The 19,293-nt window shown below is 36.9% G+C and carries 17 protein-coding genes and 1 other RNA gene; 17 read left to right on the top strand and 1 reads right to left on the bottom strand.

Annotation, left to right across the window (positions count from 1 at the left end; translation table 11 throughout):
• Positions 1 to 26: 26 nt before the first annotated feature.
• Genes tpiA through eno form a run of 3 tightly spaced genes read left to right on the top strand, consistent with a single transcriptional unit; the run spans position 27 to position 3,634 of the window.
• Positions 27 to 782, top strand: coding sequence for a triose-phosphate isomerase (tpiA, locus tag ACX9TM_RS25875; RefSeq protein ID WP_001231038.1), 756 nt, complete (start codon positions 27 to 29; stop codon positions 780 to 782).
• A complete protein-coding gene (gpmI, locus tag ACX9TM_RS25870) occupies positions 779 to 2,308 on the top strand; it encodes a 2,3-bisphosphoglycerate-independent phosphoglycerate mutase (protein WP_063219974.1) in 1,530 nt (509 codons plus the stop codon). Before tpiA ends, gpmI begins: the two co-directional genes overlap by 4 nt.
• A gap of 30 nt (positions 2,309 to 2,338) precedes the next feature.
• Positions 2,339 to 3,634 carry a phosphopyruvate hydratase gene (gene eno / locus ACX9TM_RS25865; RefSeq protein WP_017657033.1) on the top strand — a complete coding sequence of 432 codons (1,296 nt, stop codon included), beginning with the start codon at positions 2,339 to 2,341 and terminating at the stop codon, positions 3,632 to 3,634.
• Positions 3,635 to 3,685: 51 nt separating this feature from the next.
• On the opposite strand, the gene ACX9TM_RS25860 is transcribed toward eno, so the two are convergent.
• Positions 3,686 to 4,636, bottom strand: coding sequence for a nucleoside hydrolase (locus ACX9TM_RS25860; RefSeq protein WP_065381878.1), 951 nt, complete (start codon positions 4,634 to 4,636; stop codon positions 3,686 to 3,688).
• Positions 4,637 to 4,988: 352 nt separating this feature from the next.
• Between ACX9TM_RS25860 and ACX9TM_RS25855 the strand changes: the two genes are divergently transcribed.
• The 14 genes from ACX9TM_RS25855 (at position 4,989) to ACX9TM_RS25790 (ending at position 19,215) form a co-directional block, all read left to right on the top strand.
• Positions 4,989 to 5,357, top strand: a complete 369-nt coding sequence (locus ACX9TM_RS25855) for a CidA/LrgA family holin-like protein (protein ID WP_000673222.1) — start codon at positions 4,989 to 4,991, stop codon at positions 5,355 to 5,357.
• The gene (locus ACX9TM_RS25850) at positions 5,354 to 6,046 is read left to right on the top strand and encodes an LrgB family protein (protein ID WP_000078309.1); all 693 of its coding nucleotides are present in this window, start codon (positions 5,354 to 5,356) and stop codon (positions 6,044 to 6,046) included. Before ACX9TM_RS25855 ends, ACX9TM_RS25850 begins: the two co-directional genes overlap by 4 nt.
• Before the next feature lie 94 nt (positions 6,047 to 6,140).
• The gene (secG, locus tag ACX9TM_RS25845) at positions 6,141 to 6,374 is read left to right on the top strand and encodes a preprotein translocase subunit SecG (protein ID WP_000557262.1); all 234 of its coding nucleotides are present in this window, start codon (positions 6,141 to 6,143) and stop codon (positions 6,372 to 6,374) included.
• Between the two features lie 162 nt (positions 6,375 to 6,536).
• Positions 6,537 to 7,277, top strand: coding sequence for a carboxylesterase (estA, locus tag ACX9TM_RS25840; protein ID WP_000761986.1), 741 nt, complete (start codon positions 6,537 to 6,539; stop codon positions 7,275 to 7,277).
• A 142-nt stretch (positions 7,278 to 7,419) separates the two neighbouring features.
• Positions 7,420 to 9,846, top strand: a complete 2,427-nt coding sequence (rnr, locus tag ACX9TM_RS25835) for a ribonuclease R (RefSeq protein ID WP_000391085.1) — start codon at positions 7,420 to 7,422, stop codon at positions 9,844 to 9,846.
• 249 nt (positions 9,847 to 10,095) lie between these two features.
• On the top strand, positions 10,096 to 10,563 hold the full coding sequence (gene smpB / locus ACX9TM_RS25830) for an SsrA-binding protein (protein WP_001123919.1): 468 nt from the start codon (positions 10,096 to 10,098) through the stop codon (positions 10,561 to 10,563).
• Between the two features lie 126 nt (positions 10,564 to 10,689).
• Positions 10,690 to 11,044, top strand: a transfer-messenger RNA (tmRNA) gene (gene ssrA / locus ACX9TM_RS25825).
• 401 nt (positions 11,045 to 11,445) lie between these two features.
• Complete coding sequence (locus tag ACX9TM_RS25820; protein ID WP_000815816.1) at positions 11,446 to 12,123, top strand: response regulator transcription factor; 678 nt, start codon at positions 11,446 to 11,448, stop codon at positions 12,121 to 12,123.
• Positions 12,124 to 12,599: 476 nt separating this feature from the next.
• Positions 12,600 to 13,616, top strand: coding sequence for a siderophore ABC transporter substrate-binding protein (locus tag ACX9TM_RS25815; protein WP_000749449.1), 1,017 nt, complete (start codon positions 12,600 to 12,602; stop codon positions 13,614 to 13,616).
• A 19-nt stretch (positions 13,617 to 13,635) separates the two neighbouring features.
• Positions 13,636 to 14,652 (top strand): ABC transporter permease, encoded by a 1,017-nt coding sequence (locus ACX9TM_RS25810; protein ID WP_000042077.1) that lies wholly within the window; start codon positions 13,636 to 13,638, stop codon positions 14,650 to 14,652.
• Complete coding sequence (locus ACX9TM_RS25805; RefSeq protein WP_000631245.1) at positions 14,649 to 15,713, top strand: iron chelate uptake ABC transporter family permease subunit; 1,065 nt, start codon at positions 14,649 to 14,651, stop codon at positions 15,711 to 15,713. Before ACX9TM_RS25810 ends, ACX9TM_RS25805 begins: the two co-directional genes overlap by 4 nt.
• Positions 15,710 to 16,462: an iron ABC transporter ATP-binding protein gene (locus ACX9TM_RS25800; RefSeq protein WP_000590071.1), complete on the top strand. Its 753-nt coding sequence runs from the start codon at positions 15,710 to 15,712 to the stop codon at positions 16,460 to 16,462. Before ACX9TM_RS25805 ends, ACX9TM_RS25800 begins: the two co-directional genes overlap by 4 nt.
• A 439-nt stretch (positions 16,463 to 16,901) precedes the next feature.
• Entirely contained in the window at positions 16,902 to 18,440 is a 1,539-nt protein-coding gene (gene alo / locus ACX9TM_RS25795) for an anthrolysin O/cereolysin O family cholesterol-dependent cytolysin Alo (RefSeq protein WP_000576727.1), read from the top strand.
• Positions 18,441 to 18,849: 409 nt separating this feature from the next.
• Positions 18,850 to 19,215 (top strand): YxeA family protein, encoded by a 366-nt coding sequence (locus ACX9TM_RS25790; RefSeq protein WP_002184038.1) that lies wholly within the window; start codon positions 18,850 to 18,852, stop codon positions 19,213 to 19,215.
• Positions 19,216 to 19,293: the final 78 nt, after the last annotated feature.

The raw sequence follows: 19,293 nt of genomic DNA, 5'->3' as shown, positions 1-19,293 counted from the left end.
GCCAAAGAAAAAGGACGGTGCAAAGCATGCGTAAACCAATTATCGCAGGTAACTGGAAAATGAATAAAACTCTATCAGAAGCAGTTAGCTTCGTAGAGGAAGTTAAAGGTCAAATCCCAGCAGCTTCAGCTGTTGATGCAGTAGTTTGCTCTCCAGCTCTATTCTTAGAGCGCCTTGTAGCAGCAACTGAAGGAACTGACTTACAAGTAGGTGCACAAAACATGCACTTCGAAAAAAATGGTGCATTCACTGGCGAAATTAGCCCAGTAGCACTTAGCGACTTAAAAGTTGGCTATGTAGTACTTGGCCACTCTGAGCGTCGTGAAATGTTTGCTGAAACAGATGAGTCAGTAAACAAAAAGACTATCGCAGCATTTGAACATGGTTTAACACCAATCGTATGTTGTGGTGAGACTTTAGAAGAGCGCGAAAGCGGAAAAACATTTGATCTAGTAGCAGGTCAAGTGACAAAAGCACTTGCAGGTTTAACAGAAGAGCAAGTTAAAGCAACTGTTATCGCTTATGAGCCAATCTGGGCTATCGGTACAGGTAAATCTTCTTCTTCTGCAGATGCAAACGAAGTATGTGCGCACATCCGTAAAGTTGTTGCAGAAGCTGTTTCTCCAGAAGCTGCAGAAGCTGTTCGTATCCAATACGGCGGTAGCGTAAAACCAGAAAACATTAAAGAGTATATGGCACAATCTGACATCGACGGCGCTTTAGTTGGCGGTGCTAGCTTAGAGCCAGCTTCGTTCTTAGGTCTTCTGGGGGCGGTAAAATGAGAAAGCCAACAGCTTTAATCATTCTTGACGGTTTCGGACTTCGTGAAGAAACTTACGGGAATGCTGTAGCACAAGCTAAGAAACCTAATTTTGATGGTTACTGGAATAAATTCCCTCACACAACGCTTACAGCTTGTGGCGAGGCAGTAGGTCTTCCAGAAGGTCAAATGGGTAACTCTGAGGTTGGTCACTTAAATATCGGTGCTGGCCGCATTGTATATCAAAGCTTAACACGCGTTAACGTTGCAATTCGTGAAGGTGAGTTCGATAAGAACGAAACGTTCCAAAGTGCAATTAAAAGCGTAAAAGAAAAAGGTACTGCACTTCATTTATTCGGTTTACTTTCTGACGGTGGTGTGCACAGTCACATGAATCACATGTTTGCTCTTCTTCGCTTAGCAGCTAAAGAAGGCGTTGAGAAAGTATACATTCATGCATTCTTAGATGGCCGCGATGTTGGACCAAAAACAGCACAAAGCTATATCGATGCAACAAATGAAGTAATTAAAGAAACAGGAGTAGGACAATTCGCGACTATCTCTGGTCGTTATTACTCCATGGACCGTGACAAGCGTTGGGATCGCGTAGAAAAATGTTACCGTGCTATGGTAAATGGTGAAGGCCCTACTTATAAATCAGCAGAAGAGTGTGTAGAAGACTCTTATGCGAACGGTATCTATGATGAATTCGTATTGCCGTCTGTAATTGTTAACGAAGATAACACGCCAGTTGCAACAATCAATGATGATGATGCAGTTATCTTCTATAACTTCCGTCCAGACCGTGCAATTCAAATTGCTCGTGTATTTACAAACGAAGACTTCCGTGAGTTCGATCGTGGTGAAAAAGTACCTCACATTCCAGAATTCGTATGTATGACACACTTCAGTGAAACTGTAGATGGTTACGTGGCATTCAAGCCAATGAACCTTGATAACACTTTAGGTGAAGTTGTTGCGCAAGCGGGATTAAAGCAACTTCGCATCGCGGAAACTGAAAAGTATCCGCACGTTACATTCTTCTTTAGCGGTGGTCGTGAGGCTGAATTCCCAGGAGAAGAGCGTATCTTAATTAACTCACCAAAGGTTGCAACGTATGACTTGAAACCTGAAATGAGCATTTACGAAGTAACGGACGCTTTAGTAAATGAAATCGAAAATGATAAACATGATGTTATCATTCTTAACTTTGCGAACTGTGATATGGTTGGCCATTCTGGGATGATGGAACCAACAATTAAAGCAGTAGAAGCAACTGACGAATGTTTAGGAAAAGTTGTAGAAGCGATTCTTGCAAAAGATGGTGTAGCACTTATTACTGCTGACCATGGTAATGCGGATGAAGAATTAACTTCTGAAGGAGAGCCAATGACAGCTCATACAACTAACCCGGTTCCTTTCATTGTTACTAAGAACGACGTAGAATTACGTGAAGATGGTATCTTAGGTGATATCGCTCCAACAATGCTTACACTTTTAAATGTGGAACAACCGAAAGAAATGACAGGTAAAACAATTATTAAATAATTTGCTTATATAAAAAGGAGAGAATTTATTATGCCAACAATTATTGATGTTTATGCTCGCGAAGTCCTTGACTCTCGTGGTAACCCAACTGTAGAAGTAGAAGTTTATACAGAAAGCGGCGCTTTCGGACGCGCTATCGTACCAAGTGGTGCATCTACTGGTGAACACGAAGCAGTAGAATTACGTGACGGTGACAAATCTCGTTACCTTGGTAAAGGTGTTATTAACGCAGTAAACAACGTTAACGAAATTATCGCTCCAGAAATCGAAGGTTTCGATGTAACTGACCAAGCTGGTATCGACCGTGCTATGATCGAATTAGATGGCACTCCAAACAAAGGTAAACTAGGCGCTAACGCTATCCTTGGTGTATCTATGGCAGTAGCTCACGCAGCAGCTGACTTCGTAGGTCTTCCATTATACCGTTACCTTGGTGGATTCAATGCAAAACAATTACCAACTCCAATGATGAACATCATCAACGGTGGTTCTCACGCTGATAACAACGTTGACTTCCAAGAGTTCATGATCTTACCAGTTGGTGCTCCAACATTCAAAGAATCAATCCGTATGGGTGCTGAAGTATTCCATGCACTTAAAGCTGTATTACATGACAAAGGTCTTAACACTGCAGTAGGTGACGAAGGTGGATTCGCTCCAAACCTTGGTTCTAACCGTGAAGCTCTAGAAGTAATCATCGAAGCTATCGAAAAAGCTGGTTACAAAGCTGGCGAGAACGTATTCTTAGGAATGGACGTTGCTTCTTCTGAGTTCTACAACAAAGAAACTGGTAAATATGACCTTGCAGGCGAAGGCCGTACTGGCTTAACTTCTGCAGAAATGGTTGATTTCTATGAAGAGCTTTGCAAAGACTTCCCAATCATCTCTATCGAAGATGGTTTAGACGAAAACGACTGGGATGGTCACAAATTATTAACTGAGCGTATCGGTGATAAAGTACAATTAGTTGGTGACGATTTATTCGTAACTAACACTCAAAAACTTGCTGAAGGTATCGAAAAAGGTATCTCTAACTCAATCTTAATTAAAGTTAACCAAATCGGTACTTTAACTGAGACTTTCGAAGCTATCGAAATGGCTAAACGTGCTGGTTACACAGCAGTTGTATCTCACCGTTCTGGTGAAACTGAAGATGCTACAATCGCTGACATCGCAGTTGCAACTAACGCTGGCCAAATCAAAACTGGTTCTATGAGCCGTACTGACCGTATTGCTAAGTACAACCAATTATTACGCATCGAAGACGAGCTAGGCGAAGTAGCTGTTTACGATGGTATCAAATCTTTCTATAACATCAAACGATAATTGTAGAAAATAAACGACAGACCGTGAGAAATCACGGTCTGTTTTTTTATGCTAAAATTGTTCACCCGTCATAAGTGACATGAAATGTTTGAAGAAGCGGTTATAGTCAAAATCAATTGCGATTTGATGAACCGGCCAATCAATAAATGGCTTCTGGTTCACTAGAGAGCGAAATTCCCCTATGCTTGCTCCTTGTGCAGAGGATTCTGTCATGACAACAATAGGTGATTTATGATACGTGAACATAGAGTTATCAAATAAAGCGAGTATTGGCATTGTGTCATGGAAGGGGCTCCCCTTTAAATGTGGTAGGGCGTCTTTATAATATCCGTAGTAATAATGATCAAATAACGGTTTGACAAGTGGAGCTTTTCCTTTTGCCTCAATGTATTCTGCCATTTCTGGTGTAATGATGGAGTATTGAGTGACGTTTAATGGGTATATGTACATGTTAACTGCGGATTGAAGGACTATATTAGCGGCAGTAGGATCGCCATAAAAGTTTGCTTCGGAAATAGGGGTAACATTACCAGGATGTAAAAAGGCACCGCCCATTACGTAGTAAGATTTAATTTGTTTCATTAACTGTTTGCACATGATAAACAAAATTGCTAGGGAGGTAAGTCTTCCTAAACTCACAATGATTAATTCATCTTTATACTGTTCAATAAGAGGAATGACTTCAAAAAAATTCTCCATTTCTCCGTTAGTCACATTCACCTTTGGAATAATTGGACCGAGCCCCTGTTTCCCATGTACATCCGTAAAAAACGCAGGTGGGGCACCAGTAAGGGGACGTTCTGAACCACCGAATATCTTGATATTTCTATTCTTTGTTTCGTTATTAAAAAAATGAGCATTTTCTACTGCCATTTTTTTTGAAACATTGCCGTAATCAGCAACGATACCCACGATTTCTATTTCATCGATAAAGAATGCTAAGAGGAGAGCCATCGTATCATCAATCCCAGGATCACAAAAAATGAGAACTTTTTTGGGCATATGTTCACCACCTATCTTGTTTATCCCGTACAAACCAGCTTGGTGAGGGCTAATAATCAATAAGGATGAGGGAAATCTCATTGATTAAAGTTTCACTTTATATATATGTAAGTTTAAGGATAAAAAGATTATTTTATTGAAATAATAGTCTTTTAAATTCAGAAAATAAAAACTTTTTATATTAGGTCAAGGTTTTTGACGTAATTTCCATTTGGAAATGCAGTCATATCAAGGTTGTAAGCGTATAACATAGGCTGTTTTTGCTGTCAAGTTGATAAATTGCAGCTTTTTACAATTTATACTATGATAAAGATATTAACAGAAGATCGTATAAACATGAGGGATGATGAACATGAAATTTACAAAGATTCTTGTCCAAATTGCTGCTCTTTACGTGTTTTATATGGTTGGAACTTGGGTGCAAGAAATGTTAAATATTCCGATTCCAGGAAGTTTGATTGGAATGTTCCTCTTACTTGTTTTACTTAGCCTAAAAGTTCTTCCAGTGAAATGGTTCGATTTAGGAGCAGAAACACTCGTTGCTATTATGCCGTTTTTATTAATTCCGCCAACGCTTGGCCTAATGAATTACGGTGCTTTTTTTATGAGTAAAGGAATTTCTCTTTTCATTACAGTTGTAGCGAGTACATTTTTAATTATTATTGTCGCAGGACATACAGGACAATATCTTGCGAATAGGAAGGAAAGAGAGTCGCGATGAGCCAAATATTAATCGGAGTCGGTTGGGTTCTTTTTACGGTGCTATTATATCAATTATCTAAAAAAATCTATAAATTATTTCCAACACCATTCACCATTCCAATGCTTGTAGCAACTGGATTAATGGCTTTCCTATTTATCGTGCTTGATATACCATATCAACATTATATGGAAAGTGGTGGTGGCTGGATTGCAAAGCTACTTGGACCCGGTGTTGTAGCATTTGCAATTCCTCTTTATAAACAACGTCATGTTCTGCAAAAATATGTTGTACCGATTGCTGGTGGCGTATTGGTAGGTACAACAGTTGCAATCGCTAGTGATTTTGCGATTGCTTCACTTATGGGAACGGATAAAAGCTTAATCTTATCGTCTTTACCAAAATCGGTGACAATGCCAGTTGCGATGAGTGTTTCAGAGCAAGTCGGTGGTGTACCTTCCTTAACAGCAGCTTTCGTTGTTATTGCAGGTATTACTGGAACGATTACAGGACCCCTTTTATTAAAATGGAGTCGTGTTACAAACTCAGTTGGTAAAGGTATCGGATTTGGATGTGCTTCTCATATTATGGGTGTTATGAGAGCGATGAAAAATAACGAACATGAAGGTGTTATTGGATCGGTAACAATGACATTAACAGCAATTTTGACATGTTTACTTGGACCGTTATTTGCGATGATGTTTATGTAATAGAAGAAAAGCGAGAGCGCCTCTATAGCTCTCGCTTTTCTATAGAATTTATGCTACAGTTACAATAACTGAATCTTTGTAGGAGGTACGCCAAGTGCATACGTTATTATCAGTTTTACTTATTATTGTATCGATTTTAATGATTGTTATGGTACTTATGCAGTCTAGTAATAGCTCAGGCCTTTCAGGTGCAATTTCAGGCGGTGCAGAGCAATTATTTGGTAAGCAAAAAGCACGTGGGATTGAAGCGGTATTAAACCGCATTACAATTGTTTTAGCTGTATTGTTCTTCGCATTAACAATTGGTGTTACGTACTTGAACTTATAGAATTGAAAGAAGAAGCGTTAGTAAAATGTACTAATGGTTCTTCTTTTTTTGTTTTGCCATTTGAAAGATGTTTCTAATTAGATTATAGAAATATAAATATGGTACACTAAGATATAGAAAGAATACGACTAGATTACAGAAGAGAAAGAGGAGAAGTACATGATGAAATTAGCATCTCCGAAACCATTTACATTTGAGGGTGGAGACCGCGCTGTTTTATTACTACATGGATTCACAGGGAACTCAGCTGATGTACGTATGTTAGGGCGTTTCTTAGAAAAGAAAGGCTACACTTGTCATGCGCCAATTTATAAAGGGCACGGTGTACCACCAGAAGAGCTTGTTCATACAGGTCCTACAGATTGGTGGCAAGATGTAACGGAGGCATATCAGCTTTTAAAAGATAAAGGTTTTGAGAAAATTGCTGTTGTTGGATTGTCACTTGGCGGCGTATTTTCTTTAAAATTGGGTTATACAGTACCGGTTTTAGGTGTAGTACCAATGTGTGCACCGATGTATATTAAGAGCGAAGAAACGATGTACCAAGGTATATTGGCATATGCCCGCGAATATAAAAAACGTGAGCAAAAATCACCAGAACAAATTGAACAAGAAATGTTGGAATTCCAAAAGACACCGATGAATACATTAAAAGCATTACAACAATTAATTGCTGACGTACGTAACAATGTGGATATGATTTATGCGCCAACATTTGTTGTACAAGCACGTCATGACGAAATGATTAATACAGATAGTGCTAACATTATTTATAACGGTGTAGAATCTACGTTAAAAGACATTAAATGGTACGAAGACTCTACGCATGTCATTACACTTGATAAACAACGTGACGAGCTACATGAGGATGTATATAACTTCTTGGAGCAACTAGATTGGTAAGATCTAGTTGCCTCTTTTTTTCATAAGGAATTTTTTGTGAAAACTGTAAAAATCATAAGGGGAGTATTGAAGTTTCACTTTATACATCCCCTATCTTTCGGATACACTAAATAATATAAGGTTTTAAAGGAGGTATTTTTGCTTGGAAGAAATCATACAAGAACATATTGATAAGTTGTTATTATTTATGAGAGAAGAAGCGTATAAACCGCTAACGATACAAGAGTTAGAAGAGGCATTTGGAATTGAAGGTTCTGAGGGCTTTAAAGATTTCGTAAAGGCACTTGTAACGATGGAAGAGAAGGGACTTGTTATTCGTACTCGTAGCAACCGTTACGGTCTTCCTGAAAAGATGAATTTAATACGCGGTAAGTTAATTGGACATGCACGTGGTTTTGCATTCGTTGTACCAGATGAGAAGAAAACGGGAGACGATGACCTTTTCATACCGCCTACAGAATTAAACGGTGCGCTTCATGGCGATACAGTATTAGCACGCCTTAGTTCCCAATCGAGTGGTTCGCGTCAAGAAGGTTCAATTGTACGCATTTTAGAACGCGGAACGAAAGAGTTAGTTGGTACATATACAGAATCGAAAAACTTTGGGTTCGTTATACCTGACAATAAGCGCTGGACAAGTGACATTTTCGTATTGAAAAGTGCATCTATGGGCGCTGTAGAAGGTCATAAAGTAGTTGTGAAAATTACGAGCTATCCAGAGAATCGTTTAAGTGCAGAAGGTGAAGTTATTCAAATTCTAGGTCATAAAAATGATCCAGGAGTAGATATTTTATCTGTCATTCATAAACATCACTTGCCTTTAGCGTTCCCTGAAGAAGTGATGGAACATGCAAACAGTGTACCAGAAACGATTTCAGAAGAAGATTTAAAAGATCGCCGTGATCTACGTGACCAAATGATCGTAACGATTGACGGTGCAGACGCAAAAGATTTAGATGATGCTGTTACAGTAACGAAGCTTGAGAACGGTAACTACAAGCTTGGCGTTCACATTGCGGACGTAAGTCATTACGTTCAAGAAGGTTCTCCAATTGATGTTGAAGCAGCGGAAAGAGCGACGAGTGTGTATCTTGTTGACCGTGTAATTCCGATGATTCCACACCGTCTATCTAACGGTATTTGTTCATTAAATCCGAAAGTAGACCGTCTGACATTATCTTGTGAAATGGAAATCAACAACTTAGGTGATGTTGTTAAACACGAGATTTTCCAAAGTGTGATTAAAACAACAGAGCGTATGACTTATGCTGACGTAAGAAGCATTTTAGAAGATGAGGACGAAGAGTTAATTAAGCGTTATGAGCCGCTCGTACCGATGTTTAAAGAGATGGGTCAATTGGCACAAATTTTACGTGAAAAACGTATGCGCCGTGGTGCAATTGACTTTGACTTTAAAGAAGCGAAAGTATTAGTGGATGAAGAAGGAAAACCGACAGACGTTGTCATGCGCGATCGTTCTGTATCAGAGAAGTTAATTGAAGAATTTATGCTTGTTGCGAATGAAACAGTAGCAGAGCACTTCCACTGGATGAACGTACCATTCATGTACCGTGTCCATGAAGATCCGAAAGAAGATAAGCTTGAGCGTTTCTTCGAGTTTGTAACGAACTTCGGATATGCAGTAAAAGGACGTGCGAATGAAGTGCATCCTCGCGCGCTACAACAAATTCTTGAAATGGTTCAAGGACAGCCAGAAGAAGTAGTTATTTCAACAGTTATGCTTCGTTCTATGAAGCAAGCTCGTTACGATGCGGATAGTTTAGGACATTTCGGTTTATCAACTGAGTTCTACACACACTTCACATCACCAATTCGTCGTTACCCAGATACAATCGTTCATAGATTAATTCGTGAATACATTATTAACGGTAAAGTCGACAACGAAACGCAAGCAAAATGGCGTGAAAAATTACCTGAGATTGCAGAGCATTCTTCTAATATGGAACGTCGTGCTGTTGAAGCAGAGCGTGAAACAGATGAGATGAAAAAAGCAGAGTATATGGTTGATAAGATCGGTGAAGAGTATGACGGTATGATTAGCTCTGTAACAAACTTCGGTTTATTCGTAGAGCTTCCAAATACAATTGAAGGTCTTGTACACGTTAGTTATTTAACGGATGATTACTACCGTTATGACGAGCAACATTTCGCTATGATCGGAGAACGTACAGGAAACGTATTCCGCATCGGTGACGAAATTACAATTCGCGTTATTAACGTAAACAAAGACGAGCGTGCAATCGACTTTGAAATCGTTGGCATGAAAGGCACACCTCGCCGTAAGTTTAAAGATCGTCCAGTCGTTATCGATCAGCCAAGAACAGGCAGAAAGAAACGCGGTGGACGTAGCGAGCGCAGTAATGAGCGCGGCGGTGAACGTGGCACAGGTAGAAAATTTGACCGTGGTGGTAAAGGAAAAGGAAGAGGATCTGCATCTGCATCCGCTTCTGCTAGCCAGCCGGGAAAAAAAGATGGTAACGGTAAGAAGAAAAAAGCATTCTTCGAAAACGTACCAGGATTCAAGAAGAAAAAGAAAAAGCGTAAGTAAGAAAAGAGTGGCTTCGCTTTGATGAAAAGCGGGGCCGTTTTCTTTTTTCTTCGTGGCTTGAGAGCGAGCCACTTTCGCTTTTTGATGGAATCTAGCTACAGTGGCTAGAATGTTCGGCGGCTTCGCTTCTTCCCGAGAGGCAAAGAGCGCCTCAAGGTCAGAAGCTCCATCCATCTCACATTCTGAGCGAGCCACTTTCGCTTTTTATTAACATTTGTTACAATAGTAAAAATAGAGGAGGGACGTTATATGCCAAAGGGTACAGGTAAGGTTATTGCACAGAACAAAAAAGCATTTCATGATTATTTCATCGAAGAAACATACGAAGCAGGGCTTGTCCTTCAAGGAACGGAAATTAAGTCGATTCGCGCTGGACGCGTAAACTTGAAAGATGCGTTTGCACGTGTACATAATGGTGAAGTATGGGTTCATAATATGCACATTAATACGTACGAACAAGGGAATCGTTTCAACCATGATCCACTTCGTACGAGAAAATTACTTCTGCATAAAAAAGAAATTGATAAACTAGCGGGCGCTGCGAAAGAAACAGGTTACGCATTAGTTCCACTTAGAATTTATTTGAAAAATGGGTTTGCAAAGATGGCACTTGGTTTAGCAAAAGGTAAGAAGCAATATGATAAACGTCACGATTTAAAAGAGAAAGAAGCTAAACGTGAAATTGCACGCGCGTTCCGTGATCGCCAAAAGATGTAATACAGATATTTACATTTGTAAAATGGAGCGCGTATGTTATAATAACTTATGTAAGGTTGTTGCACATTGAAAAACAGCTCTTAGTAGCTATCACGATATTTTCTTCGTATGCTCCATTTTTATCATGGGGACGTTACGGATTCGACAGGGATAGTTCGAGCTTAGGTTGCGAGTCGAGGGGATCGGCCTCGTTAAAACGTCAAAGCCTATAATTGGCAAACAAAACAATCTTTCTTTAGCTGCTTAATTGCACTAAAGGTTCCTCCCTCCATCGTCCATGTGGTAGGGTAAGGGACTCAAACTAAGTGGACTACGCCGGAGTTCGCCGTCTGAGGACAAAGGAAGAGAACAACCAGACTAGCAACTTGGAAGCCTGTCGATAGGCCGAAGAGTTCGCGAAATGCTAATATATCGACTACACTCGTAGAAGCTTAAGTGCCGATATTTTTGGACGTGGGTTCGACTCCCACCGTCTCCACCAATACATATTTGGTGGTTTTTTTATTTTGTATGATATGAACCATAACTTTGCCAGGTTGGCGAGGTTATGGTTCTTTTTGTTTGTGGTTTTATATAATGCTGAAGTTGATGGGACGATATCCCTGAAATAGAAAATGAAGAAATGGTTATTGACGATAAGCAGGTAGATAATATAGCTACTAGTAAACGCCCAATTGTTGAGTTCTTATTATTTTTTCACTTTATTCGAATCTTCATATGTTTTGTGTTTTTATCCATACCTATTGTAAGATTATATAGAGTTCTCCTAATAAACTGTTTTAATGGATTATTTAGGGGTTTTAAATTTATAAATCTTAAATTATTTTTTCGGGATAATTTTTTTATCTAAATAATTTATATTGAAGTAGAGGTGAACCATCGGTGAAGCAGGTGTTGGTGATTAAAAATGAACGGTCTTCAGCAAAGAAAATCGTAAGCGGTTTAACGCAAGAAGGTTACTTCATTTTAAAACTTCACAATGAAAACGAAGGTTTAAATATAATATATGAACAAGATTGGGATATTATCATATTGGATTGGGATTCATTAAGTATATCTGGACCAGAAATTTGCAGACAAATACGACTTGTTAAAACGACACCGATCATTATTGTGACTGACAATATTTCTAGTAAGGATTGCGTAGCAGGGTTACAAGCAGGAGCAGATGATTATATAAGAAAACCATTTGCGAAAGAAGAATTAGTAGCAAGAGTTCAAGCAATTTTAAGGAGAAGTGATTGTAACCAGCAAAAGGAGATAAACTTTTTTCAGTTTAAAGATCTCTTTGTTGATGCATCTAGCAATATTGTGAAAAAAGGTGGCAAAAACCTCTCGCTTACTAAGCGGGAGTACGATTTACTTGTATTTTTAATCAAGAATAAAAACACAATATTGAGCCGTGAAATGCTTTTGAATCAAGTATGGGGATATAATATAGTAGTAAATCCAAATGTAGTAGACTTATATATTGGGTATGTAAGAAAAAAGTTAAAGTGCGAGAAGAAAGAGAGATATATTCAAACGATACACGGCAGAGGCTATTCAATGATTGAATGATAAAATAAGGTAATAGAAAAAGAGTAAAACTATTTCATTCAGTTTTACTCGTTTTTTTGTTAAATGTGATAATCAAATAGTTTCTGAGAAATATTAATAGATGAAAACTGTAAAAAGAATATTTCTATCAGGCAATGGATTATGAAAACATTAGCTATTAATGAGCATCTTTTGGGTAGTGTGGAGGGGACGAGTTGAGACCAGATCTACTGAAAGTTTCTACTCGAAAAAAATCGACACGCTCTGAAGAATAAAGGTTAATCAATACACCCGACTTCACATATTACTTTCTATGCCTGATTTTATGAATTCACACCATTCACAAGATTTTCACAGAATTAATGACTATACTAATTAACAGGATGTTCAAATGAAAATGATTATCAATAGCGATTCAATTGAATAAAAGTTACCTTCTAATTCAATCTATGGATGTCATCATTTTCGAAATAAATCACACTATAAGGAGTATACATATGAAAAAATCTATGCTTTTAAAATTAGTGAGTATTCTAGCAGTTTTCACTTTAATGTTAGTAGCTTGCTCAGATTCAAGTAAAGAAACTTCGAAGGCTAATAATAAAGATAATGGTAGTGATAAGCCGAAAACGGTTGAAATCACTGATGCTCATGGAACTGTTAAAGTCCCTGTAAACCCAAAGAATGTAGTTGCTTTGGATAACAGAACGTTTGAAACTTTATCTGATTGGGGAATTAAATTAGCGGCTGCTCCAAAGGATATCATGCCTGCTGATTCAGCATATAAAAAGGATGAAAAAGTTCAAAATATTGGGAATCACCGTGAACCAAATCTAGAAATTATTGCAGCGGCAAATCCTGAACTTGTAATTGTTGGTCAAAGATTTGCTGACCATTACGAAGAAATCAAAAAATTAGTACCAAATGCAGCAGTTATTGATCTTAATTTTGATGTTTCTGAGAAAGCTACTAAGCCTGGCGAAAACTTAGTAAAAGGACTTAAAGATTCTACAGTTACTTTAGGAAAAATCTTTAATAAAGATAAAGAAGCTAAACAATTAGTAGCTGATTTTGATAAATCTATTGAAAAAGCAAAATCTGCTTATAACGGAAAAGATAAAGTTATGAGTGTTATCGTTACTGGTGGTAATATTGGTTTTGCTGCGCCACATTCTGGTCGTGTTTGGGGACCAATGTATGAAATTTTCGGTTGGACTCCAGCGTTAGAAGTTTCAAATTCTACTGCAGGTCATAAAGGTGATGACGTTTCTGTTGAAGCTATTGCACAAACAAATCCTGATTGGATTTTCGTATTAGATCGTGATGCTGCAACATCTGATGCAGCTAAGTCAACACCTGCTAAGGATGTTATTTCTAAATCACCTGCTCTTCAAAACACAACTGCTGTTTCTAAAAAACAAGTTATTTATGCACCAGAAGATACTTACACGAATGAATCAATTCAAACTTATATAGAGTTATTTGGAAATATGGCAAAAACTTTAGCTAAGTAGTGTAAAGGGGTACGAAACAGTGTCAAAAAATATGATTTCTAGGGTTGAGAATATTTCTCAACCCCAGTTTTATAATCAAAATAAAATATGGACAAAACCTTTTATAATAGCAGTTATAGTTGTTATAATTTTAGGGATTATATCACTGTTTACTGGAGTTTATGATATACGTGGACAAGAGGACGGGACAGAGATGTTTTTCATAACTCGTGTTCCGAGAACAGCTGCATTAATGCTTACTGGAGCTGCGATGGCGATGGCAGGGCTCGTCATGCAACTCATTACACAGAATCGCTTTGTTGAACCTACTACAACGGGGACTATTGAATGGTCAGGCTTAGGCCTGCTTTTTGTGTATTTATTATTTCCTGCCCCGACTTTAGTTCAAAGAATGACTGGTGCAATCATTTTTTCTTTTATAGGAACTATGATTTTCTTTCTATTTTTAAGAAGAGTTAAGCTTCGTTCGTCTTTAATTGTTCCGATTATTGGATTGATGCTTGGAGCAGTAATTTCTGCAGTGTCTACTTTTTTAGGACTCCTTTTTCAAAAGACGCAAAGTATTGAAACTTGGTTTGTCGGTTCATTTGCTAACATTCAGGTGGGAAGATATGAATATTTATGGCTGATTGTTATCATTACTTTTCTTATTTTTATGTATGCTAATAGATTGACTTTAGCTGGACTAGGAGAAGATGTCGCAACAAGTCTTGGAGTTAATTACAATAGAATTGTTCTTTTTGGGACTGCTCTTATCTCTGTTGCAGTTGGAATTGTTGCAGCTGTTATTGGACACTTACCTTTCTTAGGATTAATTGTGCCAAATATCGTTTCAATGTTTAGAGGTGATGATCTTAGGAGTAATTTACCTTGGGTTTGTGTGATCGGAATGGGATCAATAACTGCCTGTGACATCATTTCTCGAACAATTATACAGCCTTTTGAATTACCTGTTTCTTTAATACTTGCAACAGTGGGAGCAGTCGTGTTTATTACTATTTTATTGAGACAAAGAAAACCAAGGAGGCTACGATGATCACATTAGAATATAGAAAAAAAGAAAATGTCGAAATCGATTCTAGCCTTCATAATGAAAGTAGATCAGCTAGCGCTTTTCGGTCTAAGAAGGAAGCAAGACGTTATTGGATTTTACTGATAACATTGATTGCTTTAGGTCTTCTTTCTTCATATGGACTTTTAGTTTATAACAATCCAGTTCCGATAGATTCACCTTCTTTTATCCCAGTCGTTAAGAGAAGGATAGTAGCTATTGTTGCAATGATTATTGCTGCGGTTTGCCATAGCTTGTCGACAGTTGCTTTCCAATCTATTACGAATAATAAAATTATTACTCCATCGCTTTTAGGTTTCGAATCACTTTATTCAGCAATTCAAACGAGTACAGTATTCTTCTTTGGTGCTAGTGCGTTAATAAATTTTAATGGAATTGGATCATTTTTATTCCAAGTTGTTGTTATGGTCTTCATGAGTTTGATACTTTATGGATGGTTACTTTCCGGTAAATACGGGAATTTACAACTTATGCTTTTAGTTGGAATTATTATTGGTACCGGGCTAAATTCTGTGTCAACTTTCATGAGAAAACTACTTGCGCCTTCAGAATTTGATATTTTACAAGCTAGATTATTTGGTTCTGTTAATCATGCAGATCCTGCTTATTTTCCTATTGTAATTCCTATGATCATAATTGTAGCAGTATTGATTTTTGCTCATTCTAAGAATTTGAATGTTTTGTCACTAGGAAAGGATGTTGCTACTTCTTTTGGGGTTAAATATCAACCTAGTGTCATTTATACGCTTGTATTAGTAGCGATTTTAATGTCCATTTCAACAGCTTTAATTGGGCCACTTACTTTCTACGGCTTTTTAGTGGCAACTTTGAGTTATCAGGCAGCGTCAACTTATGATCATAGATATATTTTTCCGATGGCTTTTGCTATAGGATTTTTAATAATGACGAGCGCATACTTTTTAATGTATCATGTATTCCATGCTCAAGGTGTAGTTTCAGTTATTATTGAATTATTTGGTGGAATCATATTCTTAACTATAGTTTTAAGGAAGAGGGCTTTATGATAAAAATTGATAATGTTAAAAAGTTCTATACTGATAAGGTAAAAATAGGACCTTTGGATATTGAAATACCAAAAGCAGGCTTTACTTCTTTAATTGGACCAAATGGTGCTGGAAAGTCAACGACACTTTTGATGATTGGCAGACTTTTAGATATGGATGAAGGCCAAATTCAGGTAGCAAATATGGATGTTTCTGAATCTAAATCGAAAGACTTAGCAAAAGTTTTGACTATATTGCGACAAGAAAATCATTTTGTAACTAGGCTTACAGTTAGACAATTAGTTGGATTTGGGCGCTTTCCTTATTCAAAGGGAAGGTTGACTAAAGAAGATGAGGTTATCATTTCTAAATATATCGATTTCTTAGATTTAACTAGTTTAGAGAATAGATATTTAGATGAGCTTTCTGGTGGTCAAAGACAAAGGGCATATGTAGCGATGGTACTGTGCCAAGAGACGGAATATGTACTTTTGGACGAACCTTTGAACAACCTTGATGTTGCTCGTTCTGTTCAAATGATGGAGCATTTAAGACGTGCAGCTAATGAATTTGGAAGAACAATTTTGACGGTTATGCATGACATAAATTTTGCAGCTAAATACTCGGATAAAATTTGTGCTATGAAAGATGGACAAATTGCTGCTTTTGGAACAGTAGAAGAGGTTATGGACTCAACACTTTTGACAGATATTTTTGAAACAAAAATAGAAATTATTAATGGTCCTTATGGGCCAATAGCAGTTTATTAGTTATAAAATGTGAAAAAATACTGTAGCTTGCGCAGATTATGCAAGCCACTCTAGTTAAAGTTGCTGTCTGTATTTTATAGGCAGCAGCTTTTTTTATGTGATTACTTATAAAATGCAAAAGAATGCTTCACCTTTTCAAGTATGTACCAAACGAAAAAAATATCTCTGTATAACTTTTTAAAAGAATTCAGCTTGTTTTTTTATATGTAATATTGCATATCAGAGTGTATTGATAAAAGTGTAAGGGGTCACTATAATGAGGGCATAAAGATAAATCAAAATTTCGTAGCAATAAAAAGGAGGAAATAATATGGAAATCGCAATGGCAGTTTTAAAATTTGTAGGTGGCGTAATCCCGTTAATTCAAGAACTTTTAAAAGCATTTATGTAAATTTATTAGTTAGCAATCATTATTATATTTTACTAAAAAAAGAACGGGGTGATTTTTCTGAATATTAAGAAAAACACTAAAAGAAGAAAGTTCCTTGCATGTTTATTAGTTAGTCTATGCACTATTAATTATTCATCTATTTCCTTCGCAGAAACACAAGCAAGTAATGCAACTGATGTAACCAAAAATGCTAGTGGCATTGATACTGGTATAGCAAATCTTAAATATAATAATCAAGAGGTTTTAGCTGTAAATGGTGATAAAGTAGAGAGTTTTGTTCCGAAAGAAAGTATCAATTCAAATGGTAAATTTGTAGTAGTAGAACGCGAAAAAAAATCACTTACAACGTCACCAGTCGATATTTCAATTATTGATTCTGTAGTGAATCGCACGTATCCAGGAGCTGTACAACTTGCAAATAAAGCTTTTGCAGACAATCAACCGAGTTTATTAGTGGCTAAGAGAAAGCCTTTGAATATTAGTATAGACTTACCGGGCATGAGAAAAGAAAATACAATCACTGTCCAAAATCCGACATATGGTAATGTAGCTGGAGCAGTAGACGATTTAGTATCTACTTGGAATGAAAAGTATTCTACAACACATACGTTGCCTGCAAGAATGCAGTATACGGAATCTATGGTTTATAGTAAATCGCAAATCGCAAGCGCTCTTAATGTTAACGCTAAATATCTTGATAACAGTCTAAACATTGATTTTAATGCGGTTGCAAATGGAGAGAAAAAAGTGATGGTAGCGGCGTATAAACAAATATTTTATACGGTAAGTGCTGAACTACCTAACAATCCATCCGACCTTTTTGATAATAGCGTTACTTTTGATGAGTTAACTCGAAAAGGCGTAAGTAATTCGGCTCCACCTGTTATGGTTTCAAATGTAGCTTATGGTAGAACGATTTATGTAAAATTAGAAACAACATCTAAGAGCAAAGATGTACAAGCTGCTTTTAAAGCCTTACTTAAGGATAACAGTGTTGAAACAAGTGGACAGTATAAAGATATTTTTGAAGAAAGTACCTTTACTGCTGTAGTATTAGGCGGAGATGCGAAAGAGCATAACAAGGTTGTTACTAAAGATTTCAATGAAATCCGAAATATTATTAAAGATAATGCTGAATTAAGTCTTAAAAATCCAGCATACCCAATTTCATATACAAGTACTTTCTTAAAAGATAATGCAACCGCTGCTGTTCATAACAATACAGATTATATTGAGACGACAACTACAGAATATTCAAGTGCTAAAATGACACTTGATCATTACGGTGCTTACGTTGCTCAATTTGATGTATCTTGGGATGAATTCACATTTGACCAAAAGGGTAACGAAGTACTAACACATAAAACATGGGATGGTAGCGGAAAAGACAAAACGGCTCATTACTCTACAGTTATCCCTCTTCCACCGAACTCAAAAAATATAAAAATTGTAGCAAGAGAATGTACAGGTCTTGCATGGGAATGGTGGAGAACAATTATTAATGAACAAAACGTTCCATTAACAAATGAAATAAAAGTTTCAATTGGAGGAACAACATTATATCCAACAGCTAGTATTAGTCATTAAGTATAAAAAAAGCGCCCTATAAGTAGGGCGCTTTTTTACTTAGTCATAAATTTTATTCCTCTATTTGCCGGGCAGCCCGATTGATGAGGGCTGATTAATAATGTAATTCCTAATATAGTTAATCGGCGTTGATTTACTTCTTCACGTAAAATGGATTGAAATGAAATTCCTATTACTTGGACAAGTGTTGCTAAAAGTGTGGCAATTGGAGGAATAAAACTTTATGTTCCTTTGTTTTGGGCCAACTTAAGAAACTTTTGTAAAATGATAGGATTACAAAAATGTAATGTGGGTGTAAGGAAACTGGATTGTACCATCTGTATGGTTAAAGCATACTTAAGGTAAGGAAGATTTATATTTTAACGGGTATAAATCTTACAAGTAGAATAGAAAGGTTAGGTATTATCATATGAAATGGATCATGAGAATTTTTGTGTTATTAGCTATAGTAGGAGGTGCTTTCTACTATATGAAGTCAGGGAATGGATACTATTTGACTAAACAATATTATGTAAAAGTAACGACTGATTCTAAAGTAGAAAACGAAAAATTGAGTAATGGAGAAGTTCTTACGTATCATGTTTACGATGAGAAGGTGTACGATAAAAAAGGGGAAGAAAGAGAACTGAAAATTTCCTTGCAAAATGAATTGGAAAAAAATCAATATTATTTGATTGATTGGGAAGATCGCCGTGGGATTGTTTCTAAAATAGCTAAAGTGAATCAAGCAAAAATAGATAAAGATATTTTAGATAAGTTGAACGCAAATTCATAATATTTCAGGATAAGTTAATCAAAAGCTGTGTTAGCGTAAGATTTATAAGAAAAAGGTATTATAGCAAAAATAAAAGAG

It is taken from the genome of Bacillus sp. LH1 (assembly GCF_057924895.1).
This window is presented reverse-complemented; position numbering and strand designations above follow the sequence as displayed.